11 protein-coding genes are annotated in these 15034 nt (G+C 67.5%); 9 read left to right on the plus strand and 2 right to left on the minus strand.

The window, feature by feature from the left end; translation table 11 throughout:
* Positions 1 to 25 precede the first annotated feature (25 nt).
* From DMC64_RS04150 to DMC64_RS04190, 9 genes are all read left to right on the plus strand, one after another.
* Positions 26 to 3937, plus strand: coding sequence for a DNA-directed RNA polymerase subunit beta' (locus DMC64_RS04150; protein ID WP_125732149.1), 3912 nt, complete (start codon positions 26 to 28; stop codon positions 3935 to 3937).
* Positions 3938 to 4107: 170 nt separating this feature from the next.
* Entirely contained in the window at positions 4108 to 5856 is a 1749-nt protein-coding gene (locus DMC64_RS04155; protein ID WP_233629558.1) for an SdrD B-like domain-containing protein, read from the plus strand.
* 188 nt (positions 5857 to 6044) lie between these two features.
* The gene (locus DMC64_RS04160) at positions 6045 to 7169 is read left to right on the plus strand and encodes a serine hydrolase (RefSeq protein ID WP_233629559.1); all 1125 of its coding nucleotides are present in this window, start codon (positions 6045 to 6047) and stop codon (positions 7167 to 7169) included.
* A gap of 677 nt (positions 7170 to 7846) precedes the next feature.
* On the plus strand, positions 7847 to 9691 hold the full coding sequence (locus DMC64_RS04165; RefSeq protein ID WP_233629560.1) for a selenium-binding family protein: 1845 nt from the start codon (positions 7847 to 7849) through the stop codon (positions 9689 to 9691).
* Positions 9692 to 9772: 81 nt separating this feature from the next.
* Entirely contained in the window at positions 9773 to 11533 is a 1761-nt protein-coding gene (locus tag DMC64_RS04170) for a hypothetical protein (RefSeq protein WP_125732153.1), read from the plus strand.
* 25 nt (positions 11534 to 11558) lie between these two features.
* Positions 11559 to 11792 carry a hypothetical protein gene (locus tag DMC64_RS04175; protein ID WP_016331078.1) on the plus strand — a complete coding sequence of 78 codons (234 nt, stop codon included), beginning with the start codon at positions 11559 to 11561 and terminating at the stop codon, positions 11790 to 11792.
* Between the two features lie 26 nt (positions 11793 to 11818).
* A complete protein-coding gene (locus tag DMC64_RS04180) occupies positions 11819 to 12052 on the plus strand; it encodes a hypothetical protein (protein ID WP_125732155.1) in 234 nt (77 codons plus the stop codon).
* A gap of 55 nt (positions 12053 to 12107) precedes the next feature.
* Positions 12108 to 12599: an MmpS family transport accessory protein gene (locus tag DMC64_RS04185; RefSeq protein ID WP_125732157.1), complete on the plus strand. Its 492-nt coding sequence runs from the start codon at positions 12108 to 12110 to the stop codon at positions 12597 to 12599.
* Positions 12600 to 12672: 73 nt separating this feature from the next.
* The gene (locus DMC64_RS04190) at positions 12673 to 13167 is read left to right on the plus strand and encodes a GNAT family N-acetyltransferase (protein WP_125732159.1); all 495 of its coding nucleotides are present in this window, start codon (positions 12673 to 12675) and stop codon (positions 13165 to 13167) included.
* A 51-nt stretch (positions 13168 to 13218) separates the two neighbouring features.
* Here DMC64_RS04190 and DMC64_RS04195 read toward each other — a convergent pair whose 3' ends face one another.
* On the minus strand, positions 13219 to 13839 hold the full coding sequence (locus DMC64_RS04195) for a hypothetical protein (RefSeq protein ID WP_125732161.1): 621 nt from the start codon (positions 13837 to 13839) through the stop codon (positions 13219 to 13221).
* 3 nt (positions 13840 to 13842) lie between these two features.
* Positions 13843 to 15030, minus strand: a complete 1188-nt coding sequence (locus tag DMC64_RS04200; RefSeq protein ID WP_125732163.1) for a hypothetical protein — start codon at positions 15028 to 15030, stop codon at positions 13843 to 13845.
* Positions 15031 to 15034 lie beyond the last annotated feature (4 nt).

The following is a 15034-nucleotide window of genomic DNA, read 5'->3' on the forward strand; positions in this document are numbered from 1 at the left end:
ATCAACCCCAAGGGGATGTAAAGACGTGCTGGACGTCAACTTCTTCGATGAGCTCCGCATCGGCCTCGCCACCGCCGACGACATCCGTCAGTGGTCCTTCGGCGAGGTGAAGAAGCCGGAGACCATCAACTACCGGACGCTCAAGCCCGAGAAGGACGGCCTCTTCTGCGAGAAGATCTTCGGCCCGACCCGGGACTGGGAGTGCTACTGCGGTAAGTACAAGCGGGTCCGCTTCAAGGGCATCATCTGCGAGCGCTGTGGCGTCGAGGTCACCCGCGCCAAGGTGCGCCGTGAGCGGATGGGCCACATCGAGCTGGCCGCTCCCGTCACCCACATCTGGTACTTCAAGGGTGTTCCTTCCCGCCTGGGCTACCTGCTCGACCTGGCGCCGAAGGACCTCGAGAAGATCATCTACTTCGCGGCCTACGTGATCACCGGTGTGAACACCGAGCTGCGGCACAACGACCTGCCGACGCTGGAGAACGAGATCGGCGTCGAGCGCAAGAACCTCGAGACCAAGCGCGACGCGGACATCGAGGCACGGGCGCAGAAGCTGGAAGCCGACCTGGCCGAGCTGGAGGCGGAGGGCGCGAAGTCCGACGTCCGCCGCAAGGTCAAGGAAGGCGGCGAGCGCGAGATGCGTCAGCTGCGTGACCGCGCCGGTCGCGAGCTGGACCGTCTCGAGGAGGTCTGGACGACCTTCACCAAGCTCGACACCCGTCAGCTGATCGCCGACGAGCTGCTCTACCGCGAGCTCGTCGACCGCTACGGCGAGTACTTCACCGGCGGCATGGGCGCGGAGGCCATCCAGAAGCTGGCCACCGAGTTCGACGTCGCCGCGGAGGCCGAGAGCCTGCGCGACACCATCCGCAACGGCAAGGGGCAGAAGAAGCTCCGCGCGCTGAAGCGGCTCAAGGTCGTCGCGGCCTTCCAGGCCACCGGCAACGACCCGCGCGGCATGGTGCTCGACGCCGTCCCGGTGATCCCGCCGGACCTGCGCCCGATGGTCCAGCTCGACGGTGGCCGCTTCGCCACCTCCGACCTGAACGACCTCTACCGCCGGGTCATCAACCGGAACAACCGGTTGAAGCGGCTGATCGACCTCGGCGCGCCCGAGATCATCGTGAACAACGAGAAGCGGATGCTGCAGGAGGCCGTCGACGCGCTGTTCGACAACGGCCGCCGCGGCCGCCCGGTCACCGGTCCCGGTAACCGCCCGCTGAAGTCGCTGTCCGACCTGCTCAAGGGCAAGCAGGGCCGGTTCCGTCAGAACCTGCTCGGCAAGCGTGTCGACTACTCGGGCCGTTCGGTCATCATCGTCGGTCCGCAGCTGAAGCTGCACCAGTGCGGTCTGCCGAAGGACATGGCGCTCGAGCTGTTCAAGCCGTTCGTCATGAAGCGGCTGGTCGACCTGAACCACGCGCAGAACATCAAGTCCGCCAAGCGGATGGTGGAGCGGTCGCGGCCGCAGGTGTGGGACGTGCTCGAAGAGGTCATCACCGGCCACCCGGTGATGCTGAACCGTGCGCCGACCCTGCACCGCCTCGGTATCCAGGCCTTCGAGCCGCAGCTGGTCGAAGGCAAGGCCATCCAGCTGCACCCGCTGGTCTGTGAAGCGTTCAACGCGGACTTCGACGGTGACCAGATGGCCGTGCACCTCCCGCTTTCCGCGGAGGCGCAGGCCGAGGCCCGCATCCTGATGCTGTCGGCGAACAACATCCTTTCGCCGGCGTCGGGCCGCCCGCTCGCCATGCCGCGTCTGGACATGGTGACCGGTCTGTTCCACCTGACCCGGTTGAACGAGAACGCCGAGGGTGCGGGCAACGCTTACTCGTCGCCCGCCGAGGCGATCATGGCGTACGACCGCAAGGCGCTGAGCCTGCACGCCCCGATCAAGATCCGCGTCACCGACCGTCAGCCCGCCAAGGCCGACGAGGCGAGGCTCGCGGAGAACGGCTGGGAGCCGGGCAAGGCGTGGCTGGCCGAGACCACCCTGGGCCGCGTGCTGTTCAACGAGCTGCTGCCGGCGGACTACCCGTTCATCAACGAGCCGATGCCGAAGAAGCGTCAGGCCGCGATCGTGAACGACCTCGCCGAGCGCTACTCGATGACCCAGGTCGCGCAGACCCTGGACCGCCTGAAGGACGCCGGTTTCTACTGGGCGACCCGTTCGGGTGTCACGGTCGCGATCTCCGACGTGCTCGTCCCGGCTGGCAAGAAGGCCATTCTGGACGAGTACGAAGGCAAGGCCGACCAGGTCGAGAAGCGGTACCAGCGTGGTCAGCTGTCGCACGCCGAGCGCAACAACGAGCTCGTCAAGGTGTGGACGCAGGCCACCGAAGAGGTCCACAAGATCATGGAGACGGCGCTGCCGGACGACAACCCGATCGCGATGATCGTGAAGTCGGGCGCGGCGGGCAACATGACGCAGGTCCGGTCGCTGGCCGGTATGCGTGGTCTGGTGTCGAACCCGAAGGGTGAGTACATCCCGCGTCCGATCAAGGCCAACTTCCGTGAAGGCCTGTCGGTGGCGGAGTACTTCATCGCGACGCACGGTGCCCGTAAGGGCCTGGCGGACACGGCGCTCCGTACCGCCGACTCGGGTTACCTGACCCGTCGTCTGGTGGACGTGTCGCAGGACGTCATCGTCCGCGAGATCGACTGTGGCACCACCCGCGGTATCAACATGCCGATCGGCGAGGACATCGGCGACGGCAAGGTCCTGCGCGACCAGCACGTCGAGACCAGCGTGTACGCGCGGAACCTGGCGACCGACGCGGTCGACGCCAAGGGCAACGTCGTGCTCAACGCCGGTGACGACATCGGTGACCCGGCGATCGACAAGCTCATCTCGAGCGGGATCTCCAAGGTCAAGGTGCGTTCGGTGCTGACCTGCGAGTCGGCCGTCGGTATCTGCGCCACCTGCTACGGCCGGTCCATGGCGACCGGTCAGCTCGTCGACGTCGGCGAGGCCGTGGGTATCGTCGCGGCCCAGTCGATCGGTGAGCCGGGTACGCAGCTGACGATGCGTACGTTCCACCAGGGTGGTGTCGCCGGTGACGACATCACGACCGGTCTGCCCCGTGTCCAGGAGCTGTTCGAAGCCCGGGTCCCGAAGGGCAAGGCGCCGATCGCCGACGTCGATGGCCGCGTGCGCATCGAGGAGAGCGAGCGGTTCTGGAAGATCACGCTGATCCCGGACGACGGCAGCGAAGAGATCGTCTTCGACAAGCTGTCCAAGCGTCAGCGGCTCGCGAACACCCCGAACGGCCCGCTGGGCGACGGTGACCGTGTCGCGGTCGGCCAGCAGCTGCTCGAAGGCACGCCGGACCCGCACGAGGTCCTGCGGGTCATGGGGCCGCGCGAGGCGCAGATGCACCTGGTGGACGAGGTCCAGAAGGTGTACCGGGCGCAGGGTGTGTCGATCCACGACAAGCACATCGAGGTCATCGTGCGGCAGATGCTGCGCCGCGTGACGATCATCGACTCCGGTGCCACGGACTTCCTGCCGGGCGAGCTGCCCGAGCGGACCAAGTTCGAGGCGAAGAACCGCGCGTCGGTCGCCGAAGGCGGCGAGCCGGCCTCGGGTCGCCCGGTGCTGATGGGGATCACGAAGGCCTCGCTGACCACGGACTCGTGGCTGTCGGCGGCCTCGTTCCAGGAGACCACGCGTGTCCTGACCGACGCGGCCATCAACGGCCGCTCGGACAAGCTCGTGGGCCTCAAGGAGAACGTGATCATCGGTAAGCTGATCCCGGCCGGTACCGGGATCAACAAGTATCGCAACATCCAGGTGCAGCCGACCGAGGAGGCGCGGGTCGCCGCTTACGCGATCCCGTCCTACGACGACGGCTACTACACCCCGGACGTGTTCGGCTCCACGCCGGGCGCCGCGGTGCCGCTGGACGACTACGACTTCGGCCGCGACTTCCGCTGACCGAAGCGAAAATCCACGAGAAGGGCCCTCGCCGATCCGGCGGGGGCCCTTCCCGTTTCCGGAGTACCCGAAATGAGTACAGACCTCTGACGAATCCGGTTAAGGTGATCCGGTTCTACGCGATTCGGGGGCTATGCGCATTTCCATCTGGTAATCAGGGGTGACTCTGCGTGAACAAATCGCCAAGTGGTAGATCCCGCTCACGTACTGGGGCGATCTATCTCGCGACCTTCGCCGCGGCAGCGGCATTGACCGGCGTATTCGCCGCGCCCGCCGGAGCGGATCCGGCACCTTCTTCACCGCCGTCGAGTGCGCCGGCGACATCCGAAGCACCGGCGAGTTCCAGCGCGCCGCCTAGTTCGTCGGCTGCGGAAAGCGTGCCTCCGGCGGCGCCGAAGCCGCAGGCAGAGCGGACGAAGCTCGAAGCGTCCGTTGTCTTCGAAAAGCAGGAGTATCGGACCGACGAGAACGTCCGATTCACCTTGAAAATCAAGAACATCAGCGAGATCCCAGCGGTCGATGTGAAGGTGTCACAATCCATCACCGACCCGGCCGATCTGTCGGTGTCGAGTTGGGGCGATCTGGGCTGGGGTAAAGAGGGCGTGGATATCGCGCCAGGCGCGACAGTCGAGGTGGCTGCCACCGGGCATATCCAGGGCATCGACAAGGACAAGGCCGTCGTCCGCGGCAATCTCTTCGATGTGACCGGGTTCGGCGTCGGCGGCTTCTACGGCGACGTCACCGTAGCCAAGGTCACCGGGCACGCGACGGGATTCGTGTTCGGTGACAAGAACGGCAACGGCCGCGCCGACGACGGCGAACAGCTGTCCGGCATCACCCTGATCCTGGAGTACTCCGGGGCCGTCAAATACGAGGCCACGAGCAACGACGCGGGGAAGATCGACTTCGGCGAAGTCCCGGTCGCCAGGTACCGCCTCGGCGGCGCGGAACTCAAGGGCTGGCACTTCCCGTTCGAGTTCGTGCAGATCGGAACCGAACCGAAGGAGTTGCTCATCCGGGGGGCGCCACCGCTGAACGGTGCGTTGAAGGCATCGATGGCCTTCACTCAGGACAGCTACAAACCCGGCGAGCTCGCGCATGTCTCCGTGACCCTGACCAACTCCGGCTCGATTCCGCTCACGGGCATCGTCGCGGCTTGCGACCGCTATGGAGCCGACTATGCCCTGAAGGGCCGAGACAGCTGGGGAGATCTCGGTTATTTCGGGGCAGGTGTGACGATCGCGCCCGGTGAGACGCGCAGGATCGACGTGTCCGAAAAGGTGCCGGACGCCGCGCTCAACCGCGGCGTGGTCACGGTGAGCTGTGACTTCGGCTATCGCGAGGTCGATGTCGACGGTCACGCTCTGGCCCATGACCAGGCAGCGGTTCCGGGCGGGTTGGCCACCGTCGTCGGTGACGTGGTTCAAATCGCCGGTCAGGGTGAGCCGAAGGGCGTCAGCGGAATCAAAGTCGTGCTCGTCTCCGATGGAAAATGCCCCGTCATCGGCGAGCGTACGACCGACGCTGACGGTCGCTTCGAGTTCCGCAAGGTGGCGCCAGGGCCCGAGTACAAGCTGTACTTCCTGACGCCGCAGGGTTGGCGGATCCGGGGTGAGAACCCGATGCAGATCCAGGTTGTCGGGCCGGAGGACAAGCCCTTCCCGCACCGGATCTTGGCCGAGACCGGCGAGGCGTCCGCGCCCACCGTGCCCACGCAGCCCGTGGACTGCGGCAAATCCGAAACCCCGGCGCCGACGACCACGCCCGCAGGGCAGGGCAGTGGCGGCGGTCAAGGTGGTTCGGGGCTGGCCAGCACCGGTGCCGACGTGATCTGGCTCGGCGCGCTCGCGCTCGCCGCGCTGGGCCTCGGAGCGGTTCTGGTCTTCGGCTCCCGCCGCCGTCGTCAGCCTGCCGAATAGCGGCCATCACCCCGAGAAAGCCCCCGGTCCTCCCAACCCGGGGGCTTTCCCTTTGCCCGCCCCGACCTGCGTTTAGCCCCCTAATCGCGATCCGGCCGACGATCGGCGCGGTATCCGCCTGGATGCGCGACGGATGGCGGGCGATCCCGGGGCCGCCGGTCTAAAGGATGGTCGATATGGAATCCCTTGTGACAGAAGAGAACTCGGCCACGAAGAACCTGCGGTCCGCCCTGGACGACGTCCACCGGGCGGGAGTACCGGGGGTGTTCGCCGAGGTGCGGGCGGATGGGCGGATCTGGCGCGGTGCCGCCGGGGTCGCCGACCTCGAAACCGGGCGCCCCGTCGGGACCGGGATGCGGCAGCGCGTCGGCAGTATCACCAAGACCTTCGTTTCCGCCGCGGTTCTGCGTCAGGTCGAGGCGGGGCGGCTCGACCTCGACGCGCCGATCGGCGACTTCCTGCCGCTGTTGGTCCCTGGCGAACGCGGCCGGGAGATCACGATCCGCATGCTGCTCAACCACACCAGCGGCCTCGCCGAGTACCTCCCCTACGCGTTCCCGTCGCTTCAGAAGCTCGCTCCCGAGAGCCTCGACGACAATCGGTTCCAGGAGTTCCGTCCGGCCGAGCTGATCGCGCTCGGTGTCGGCGCGCCCGCCACCGGCGAGCCGGGCAGCACTCCCGGCGTCTACTCCAACACGAACTACCTGCTGCTGGGCGAACTGCTGGAGCACCTGACCGGTGTCCCGATGGAGGAGCACATCTCCCGCGCCATCATCGAACCCGCGGGTCTCGCGAACACCGGCTTTCCCGCCGGTCCGCGTATCGAGGAGCCGCACTCGCGGATGTACGAAGCGCTGTTCGGCGTGATCGATCCGCCGCGCGACTACAGCGTTTACAACATGTCCTGGGTGATGGCCGGCGCCGGACTGGTCTCGACCGTCGACGATCTCAACCGCTTCTACCGCAAACTGCTGGACGGAGAGATCGTCAGTCCGTCTTCGCTGGCGGAGATGCAGCGTCTGGTGCCGGTCATCGCGCAGGACGGGCGGCTGATCGACTACGGGCTCGGCCTGTACAAGACCGAGATCCCGGGGCACGGCGTCTTCTGGGGTCACGACGGCACGGTCTGGGGAGCATTGACGATGGCCTGGGCCGGCGCCGACGGTGGACGGCAGTTCTCCGCCGCGATGAACCTCGTGCGGTGGCGCAAGCCGGACCCCGAAGGAACCCCGCACCCCATCGACGACGCCCTGGCGACCCTCAAGCACCAGGCCCTCTGCGGCCCCACCTCCGACCTGCGTTTAGCCCCCTAATCGCGATCCGGCGCCGACCTGCGTTTCGCCCCCTAAACGCGATCCGGAGCGGGCGGGCGCAGGTCGGGGCCGGGGCGTAGCGCGAGGAGCGGCGCGAAAAGCTCCGATGGCAACTTCGTCCCTGAAGGCTTCTCGGCACCTGAGTTCCCGGGATTGAGTAACGAAATCATAACGCCGCGATGAGGGTCGCGAGCAAGGTTACTGGTCCGTTGTGACCTGCCGTAGTGCCGCCAAGTGGTCTAATTCCCACTGCTCGGAAAACCGCCACCCGTTCGGCCCAATGGCCCATCCGCATCGTGGGAAAATCACCCGGCCGTGGCATGTCTCATTCTTTGATCACGAGATTGACACTCCGGCGGGTTCACACGAGTATTTCGCCCATGCAATCCCCAGTCGCCTTGGTGTGGCGCCGGCACGTTGACTTGCGGCAGCAAGCAAGCGCGCTGTGTATGGATTCCTGACCTATTCCGGGTTTGTCGCGACGCAGGCTGATTCGCGTATCCGAAACGGATGCGCCGGTTCCCGTGCGCTGACGTTTTCCACTGTGCCGCAACGGTTCCCTGTGCGAACCGGCGGTTGATTGCTTTCCCCTTCGGTCCGTGCGGTGACGCCTGCGCGGAATAGGGGAGAGGTGTGCCGATTGTCTGGCGCTTCGGTAGCGAAAACAGGGAGAAAGAATGCTATCCAACTCGCCCAAGTGGCGAAAAGTGGTGATAGGCGCCTTGGCGGCGGCACTCGCCGCGGGCACGGTGACCTATACCGGCTCCTCGACGAGTGCCTACGCCGACGTCCAGGTCGTCAAGGACGCGAAGAAGGCGGCCGACGGCAAGGAGTACTGGGTCCAGAACCATCTGGTGTCCAAGGACGTCGCGGCGTCCCGGAGCGCGGACGGCAAGCGCAAGAAATGGCTGCTGGTCTGGGCCGGTGACGAGAACATCGCCGACACCCTGGTCAAGGACATCAAGAACCTGCCGGGCTCGCTCGGCGGCGGCCTGAACAAGATCAAGAACGCGTTGCCCGGTCCGGACTTCCTCGCCGTGATCGACGCGACGCAGGGTTCGCCGACCTACGGCAAGGTCGTCAACACCGCCACAGTCGGCCCGCTCGTCGAGAACGAGCCGCACCACATGCAGTACGTGTGGCACAAGGGCGACACGATCTACGCCGGCGCGCTGTTCGCCGCCGCGACGTACGCCTTCGACGTCTCCGCGTTGCCGCAGCTGAAACTCAAGGGCGTCAGCCTCCCGACCCAGACCCTCGGCGGTTCCGTGCCGGACGCGTACTGGGTGCTCAAGGACGGCACCGCCTACGGCACGTACATGGGCGGGCCGGTCGTGCCCGGCCCGCACACCTACGCCAACGGTTCCACCGTGGTGGGCAACGGTTTCGCCGGCAGCCCCGGTGAGGTCGTCCGCTTCGACCAGAACGCGCAGGTGCTTTCCGAGTCCCCGGCCGCCACACCGCAGGGCGACAACAAGAAGCTGTGCGACAACCTCCCGCAGCTGGACAAGCCGACCTGCGCCAACCCGCACGGCATCCAGGCACGCGAGGACCTCAACACCCTGGTCACCAGCGACTACGCCGAGCCGCGGAACATCATCCTCGACCCGGTGAAGCAGCCGTCGCCGTATCTGCGACGGCCGACCGTCCGCACGTGGGACATCTCCGACCGCAACAAGCCGAAGCTCAAGGCGGTCTCGTACCTGCCGGACGGCCCGAGGGCCGATCCCGCGGACCCGCTGCACGCGGAAAGCCGCGCGGTCATGGAGACCACGGTGACCAACCTGCCGGGGCACAAGGGCGCGTTCGCCCAGACCATGCAGGGCGGCGCGGTGTTCTACACGCCGGACATCACCGCCAAGGAGCCGCACTGGATCCAGGTGTTCGACGACGGCGCGGCGAACAAAGCGATCCACCCGAACAACGATTCCAATGGTGGCGGGTCGAACGGCGGCTGGATCCAGACCAGTCCCGACGACAAGTACCTCTACCGCGCGATCACCGGCCGGTCCAAGGGCGCGCTCGGCCCGGACGACCCCGGCACCACCGGTGGCGTGTACGTCCTCGACATCCAGAAGCTGCTCGCCGCCGGCGACAAGGTCGAGAACATCAAGGGCCGGATCGACACGAAGGAGAAGTCCCAGCAGGGCGGTGGCGGCGACCTGCCGACCGTCGTCGGCGCGGCGCCGATCAACCCGGGTACCTCCGGCGGCGGCCCGCACTGGGGCGCGTACGACAACTTCGTGCTCGGTGACGACGGGTACTACCACGAAACCGACAAGCCGCAGCACCTCGCGGTGTCGAACTACTTCGTCGCACGGTCCGGTTTGGACGGTGACCACAAGGTGAACCTGCTCAACCTCGGCGAGGACGGGAAGGTCGCGGTCGACCAGAACTTCCGTGACGAGTTCACCGGGCAGGTCGGGATCAACTTCAACCGGAAGACCTGGCCGCACGGGTCCTTCGGCAACGCCAAGCCGCACTCCGAACTGTTCGTCGTGGCGGACGCGGATCTCAAGTAACCCTGTTCGGCGCGGAAGGTCGTGGGTGGCGGGCACACTCCGCCACCCACGGCTCCGCCGATCTGCTCGGAGAAGGTCCCCATGGATCACCACGTCATCCCGGCGAGCTCGGGTTCGGCCGGAGCCGACATCGCCCTCGTCCTGCTCCGGCTCGGACTTCTGCTGGCGACCGCTTTCCTCGCGGGCACAGGGATCCTGCGCCCGCTGGTGGGTGAACTGCCCAGCCGTCTTCGCCTCACCATCGCCGCCCTCGGCGGGATTTCCGCCGTGCTCGCCGCGATTTCCGCCTTCGCGACCGACGTCAACGTCATCGCGCTGATCGTGCATCTCGTGCTGGCGCTGGCGATTCCCGTGCTGATCCGCTGGCCGTCGGCAGGCCGCTGGGCCTCGCTCGCGCTCGCCGCGTTGGTCGTGCTCGAAACGTCGCTCGGACGGACAGGCGTCGAATTCGCCATCGACACCGTCTACGTCGCGGCCGCGGCCTTGTGGTTCGGCGTCACCGTTCTCTCCATCTGGGTGCCTGCCGGGCAATGGCGCCAGACGAACTTCCGGCTCGGGCCGCTTTCCCTGACGCTGGGCGGACTTCTCGTCGTGGCGGGGGCGGTCCAGCTGTTCTCCTCCGGTCTGGGGTTCGACCGCCGGATCTACGGCACGCTCTTCGGTCTGACGTTGCTGGTGATCGCTCTGCTGCCGGTTGTCGCCACCGTCCTCGCGGGTTTCTTCTTCTCGGACAAGGAATCCACGCGTGCCTATCGGTTCGGCGCGGCCGCCGTGGCAGTCGGTTTCGTGGCCTGGAGCGCCCTCGCCGCCATTCCCGAACCGCCCAAGCTGCCGACTCCCGGCGTCGCGCTGCTCGCCGACGCCGCCCTGGGCGAGCAGCGGTTCCCCGTACTGGTGAGCCCGCAGCGGCCAGGCAAGAACCTCGTCCATTTCCCCGCGAGCGCGGGAGAAGACCTGTCCGCCGGAATCGAAGGTGGCCTGATCGGCAAGGCCATCGTGCGCCCCGGCGCCGAAGGCACCTGGGCCGAGGTCGACCTACCGAAGGGCCGCAGCGACCTCATCATCAGCCGGGGCGGGGAGAAGACGACGATCGAGGTCGACGCGGGGGAGGAGCCGGGCCTCGCCATCGAAGACGCGGACGCGCCCGAATGCGCTTCGGCCGCCTTGGGCGGCTTGATCGCCGACCGCCGCGAAGTCCTCACGTCCTGCCCCGCGGACGCGCTTTCCAGTGAGGACAGCGGTTCTCTGGTCAAACTCGTCGAATTCCTCGCCGGACGTAAGCCTTCCGCGCTCACCCTCGTCGAGGACACTTCGCCGCGCAGTGTGGCCGCCGCGAAGCTGGTCCGCGAGACCGCCGCGAAGACCGGGCTGCCGGTGCAGACCGAGGCGGGACCGAACACCGCACTGCTCGTCGTGTCCGGCTGGGCGGGCGGCTACACGGCGATGACCCGCGCGGCCGAGTCCCAACGGCTCAAGCCGACCCACCAGTACGGCCTGTACCTGGCGCCCTGGCTGCTGAACGGGCCGATCGTCAACTCCGTCGCGAGCTCCTCGATACCGCTGAGGTTCGACCCGCGCGAGCAGGTCGCCGTCAGCTTCGCCGTCGCCGCGGGCAACGCCTTCGGTGGCGAAAGTCCCACCCTCGGCGGGTTCCGGAGCTGGCTGGGCGACCAGTGGCGGTCGATCAACGGCGACGTCCAGATCTTCGCGGCGGCGCAGGTCAACGCTATGCCGATGTACCCGGGCGAACCGCACGCCGTCGGGATGATCGCCGACCGGAACTACGCGGGGCAATGGATCCCCGACGGAACGATCGTGCCGATCAGTTCGGTACTGCGGTGATTTCACCAAAAGAATGGGAGAAGAAATGAAGCGAATCGCGGCCCGTGTGCTGCTGCCACTCGCCGTCGCGGGCGCGCTGTCCGGACTCGCCGGCGGCGTCGCCTCGGCCGACCCGCTGCCGGGTCTGCCCACCGGTGGCGGAAATCCCGCGGTCTGGCTGATCCCGGGGCTGGACCTCGGTGGCCTGCTCGGACCGACCGTCCCCGTGCCGACCGACGTCCTCGCCCCGATCTACGGGATCATCACGCCCATTTCGTAAAACCGTTACCAGCAAAGGAGAATCTCATGAAGAAGAGCTTCGTCCGCGCGGTCACCGGCGCGGTGCTCGCCGGTCTCGTCGTGCTCGGCTCGGCCGCTCCGGCACTCGCCGCACAGGACGCCCCGAACGATGTCGTGGTCGTCGACGAACCGGACACGAGCGACCTCAACAACATCTGGACGTTCGCGCCGCTCGGCGTCCCGGTGCTGGGGCTGATCCAGTCGCTCAACGGCGTCCCCGGCCGGCTGCTGCCGTCCTGACTTCCCGTGGCGGCGCGGCTCACGGGCCGCGCCGCCGCTTTCGGTGAGGAGACCGATGGCCGACAGACAACTGATCGGGCGGATCGCCATCGCGGGGATCGTGGTGGCCGCGCTCGCGACCTGTGTGGTGCTGCTCAACGGCGGCGAGGAGCCGCAGGCCGAGACCGTGGCCGTGGTCGGCGAACCGACCGAGGCCGCGCCGTCGCGGGGCCCGGACCGCACGATCACGCGGACGCTCAGCCAGGCGCAGCCGCAGCCGGTGTCGAACGACTGGCGGATCGCGTACGAGCTCGCCGGGACGGGGACCGCGACCGTGGTCTACGACTCGAACGGGCTGGGGCTCGTGCACCAGGAGCTGCAGGTGACGCTGCCGTGGCGCAAGGAGCTCACGTGGAAGAACACCGGCACCCCGCCGACCGTCCAGCTGATGGGGCAGGGCGAGGGTGCCGTCGAATGCCGGGTGGTCGTGGGCGGCGCCGTCGTCACGTCGGAGAAGGCCGCCCCCGGGGAGGTCGCCACCTGCGCCGGCCGCCTCGCCCCCTCCTGACCTGCGTTTAGCCCCCTAATCGCGATCTGGCGGCAGGGGGAAAACCGGTGGCCAGGGTCGGCAGAATGTAGGCATGACCTGGAGCTTCGAAGTCACCCCCGTCGATCACCCGGACGCCGCCCAGCTGCTGCGCGAGTACCTGGACGAAATCGCGTCCCGCTTCTACGAGCGCCAGGTCACCGAAGAGGAGCTCGACGGCTTGCTCCTGGAGCACCACAGCCGTGATCTGGTCCCGCCGACCGGCACCTTCCTCCTCGCCTGGCGCGACGGGGTGCTCGCCGGATGCGCCGGGCTGCGGGTCGTCTCGCCCGACATCACCGAGCTCACCCGCGTCTTCCTGCGGAAGTCCGAACGCGGCAAGGGCGGCGCCGCGCTGCTCGTGGCCGCCGCCGAAGACGTCGCCCGCGGCCTCGGCGCCACATTGATCCGTCTCGACACCAGGCGCGACCTGGTCGAGGCGAGGGCCCTGTACGCGCGCCTCGGCTACGACGAGGTCGAGCCCTTCAACAACGAACCCTTCGCCCACCACTTCTTCGCGAAGTCCCTGGAAGTCCCGGATCGCGTTTAGCCCGCGAAAGGCGATCCGGCGGCGCGGGCGGCCTGACCTGCGTTTAGCCCCCTAAACGCGATCCGGTGGGGTGGCGGTGAGCGGGGCCCGGTCGGCGACGTCGGCCAGGTAGTCCAAAGTGCGCAGGAGCTGTTTCCCGCTCGGCAGCACCTTCGGGACCACCGCCACCGTCCGCCCGGACGTATGGAACTCGCGGCACCGGCCCGCGTTCCCCGTCAGCCAGTCACGGACCTCGGGACGCAGGACGAACGCGGGATTCGAACAGTCCACTTCGGATCCGCTGATCGAGAGCGTGCAGTCCGGCATGGCCGCGCCCGTCTCGACGTGCACGACCGTCCGCAGCGAACCGGACTCCCGGGTGCCGTCCTGCCGGAACCCGGCGCCCGGCCGGTGATACCGGTAGACACCGAACGGCTTCCCCCGGTGCGTGCCCACCACCGCCTGGTCGATCGACTCGCCCGCCCGCCGCAACGGGGCGGGCGCCCGGCCCGTCGCGGGCTGCTCGTGCCGCCCGCCCGTGGCACCGAGCCTGGCACCGCTGTAGAAGTCCCAGCCCCGTTCCCGCGCCAACGTGGCCAGCCCGCGTTTCTTCGCCGCCCCGGCGAGGATCCACCAGACGGCGAGCACGATCGGCAACGCCACCGCGGCGATGGCGATGATCCACGCGGTCACGGCTCAGAAGTCCAGATTGTCGGAGGCTTCCTCGGGTGTCTGTTCGTCGTCACCCACCGAACCGTACTGGCCCGCCTTGATCCCGCCCGACGTGTACGTGCCGGCCTTCCCGGCGACACCCGCCGCGACCTCGCCCTTCTCGCGGCCCGTCTCCGGCGTCTTCCAGCTGCCGTCCGAATTCGTGGCCTTGCCGAGCCCGACGGTGTTCAGCGCGGCCTTCTTCGTGGCCGACGTCATCCGCTCGCCGAAACCGTCCGCGAGCCTGCCGCCCATGGCGCCGTCCTTCGAGGCGAACTTGCCCCACGCGGACGCGCCCGGCCCGGCCGCGAGCTGCGCGGTGGACTTGTTGTGGGCCATCAGCTCCTTGTAGTTGCCCTTCCACTTGCCGAAGAACTCCTTGAGCTTGCCGAGGAACTGCTTGATCTTGTCGAGCAGCTGGCGGAGCTTGTTCAGGAACTTCTGCACCTTCGACGTCGTCGAGACCGCGCGCGTGGCCGTCAGCCCGCCCGCGGTCGCCGTCGAACCACCGCAGGTCGGGACGGCCGCGGCCAGCGCCGGGATCCAGATCATGATCAGCCAGGTGATGAACTCGGTGAGGATCGCCTTGATGAACTCCTCGATCACCGTCATCACCATGCTGGAGATCTGCAGCAGCTGGGCGATGTCCCCGGCCTGCGCGGCGATCCCGTCGATGCCCTGCGCGAACTTCGCCAGCTTCTCGCCCGCCGCGTTCGCCGCGTCACCGGTCCACTGGGACAGCGACGTCTTCGCGTCCTCGCCGAACTTCTTGCTGTAGTTCTGCAGGTAGACGCCGATGTTGTTGAAGTTGCCCGCCGCGTTCGACAACGCCGGACCGTCGCCGCTCACCATGTGGATGGCGTCCTGGATCGGCTGGCACACGTTCATCAGGAAGCTGAGCCCCTGGCCGACCAGCCAGCCGATCGGGTCGCTGGCGATGTCCGCCACGCCCATGCACGAGCTGACGAAGCCGGCGCCGCTGGCCGCGATGGTCCCGATGTCGCTCGCCTGGAACCCGTCCGCGGTCGCCTTCTTGACGGTGTCGAAAGTGCTGAAACCACTGCCGATCGGCCCGGGCAGAGAGGTCAGCATCTTGTCCGTGCGGATGGTGTCCGGGTTGTAGTCGTTGATCTCGATCTTGGTGTGTTCGCCGGTGATCTTCTGATCGGCCACGATC

This window comes from Amycolatopsis sp. WAC 04197 (assembly GCF_003947475.1).
GTDB classification, from domain to species: Bacteria; Actinomycetota; Actinomycetes; order Mycobacteriales; family Pseudonocardiaceae; genus Amycolatopsis; species Amycolatopsis japonica.

Coding starts and splice junctions, on each gene's coding strand:
- DMC64_RS04165 (WP_233629560.1), top strand. CDS start 7,847: ATGCTATCCAACTCGCCCAAGTGGCGAAAAGTGGTGATAGGCGCCTTG.
- DMC64_RS04170 (WP_125732153.1), top strand. CDS start 9,773: ATGGATCACCACGTCATCCCGGCGAGCTCGGGTTCGGCCGGAGCCGAC.
- DMC64_RS04175 (WP_016331078.1), top strand. CDS start 11,559: ATGAAGCGAATCGCGGCCCGTGTGCTGCTGCCACTCGCCGTCGCGGGC.
- DMC64_RS04180 (WP_125732155.1), top strand. CDS start 11,819: ATGAAGAAGAGCTTCGTCCGCGCGGTCACCGGCGCGGTGCTCGCCGGT.
- DMC64_RS04185 (WP_125732157.1), top strand. CDS start 12,108: ATGGCCGACAGACAACTGATCGGGCGGATCGCCATCGCGGGGATCGTG.
- DMC64_RS04190 (WP_125732159.1), top strand. CDS start 12,673: ATGACCTGGAGCTTCGAAGTCACCCCCGTCGATCACCCGGACGCCGCC.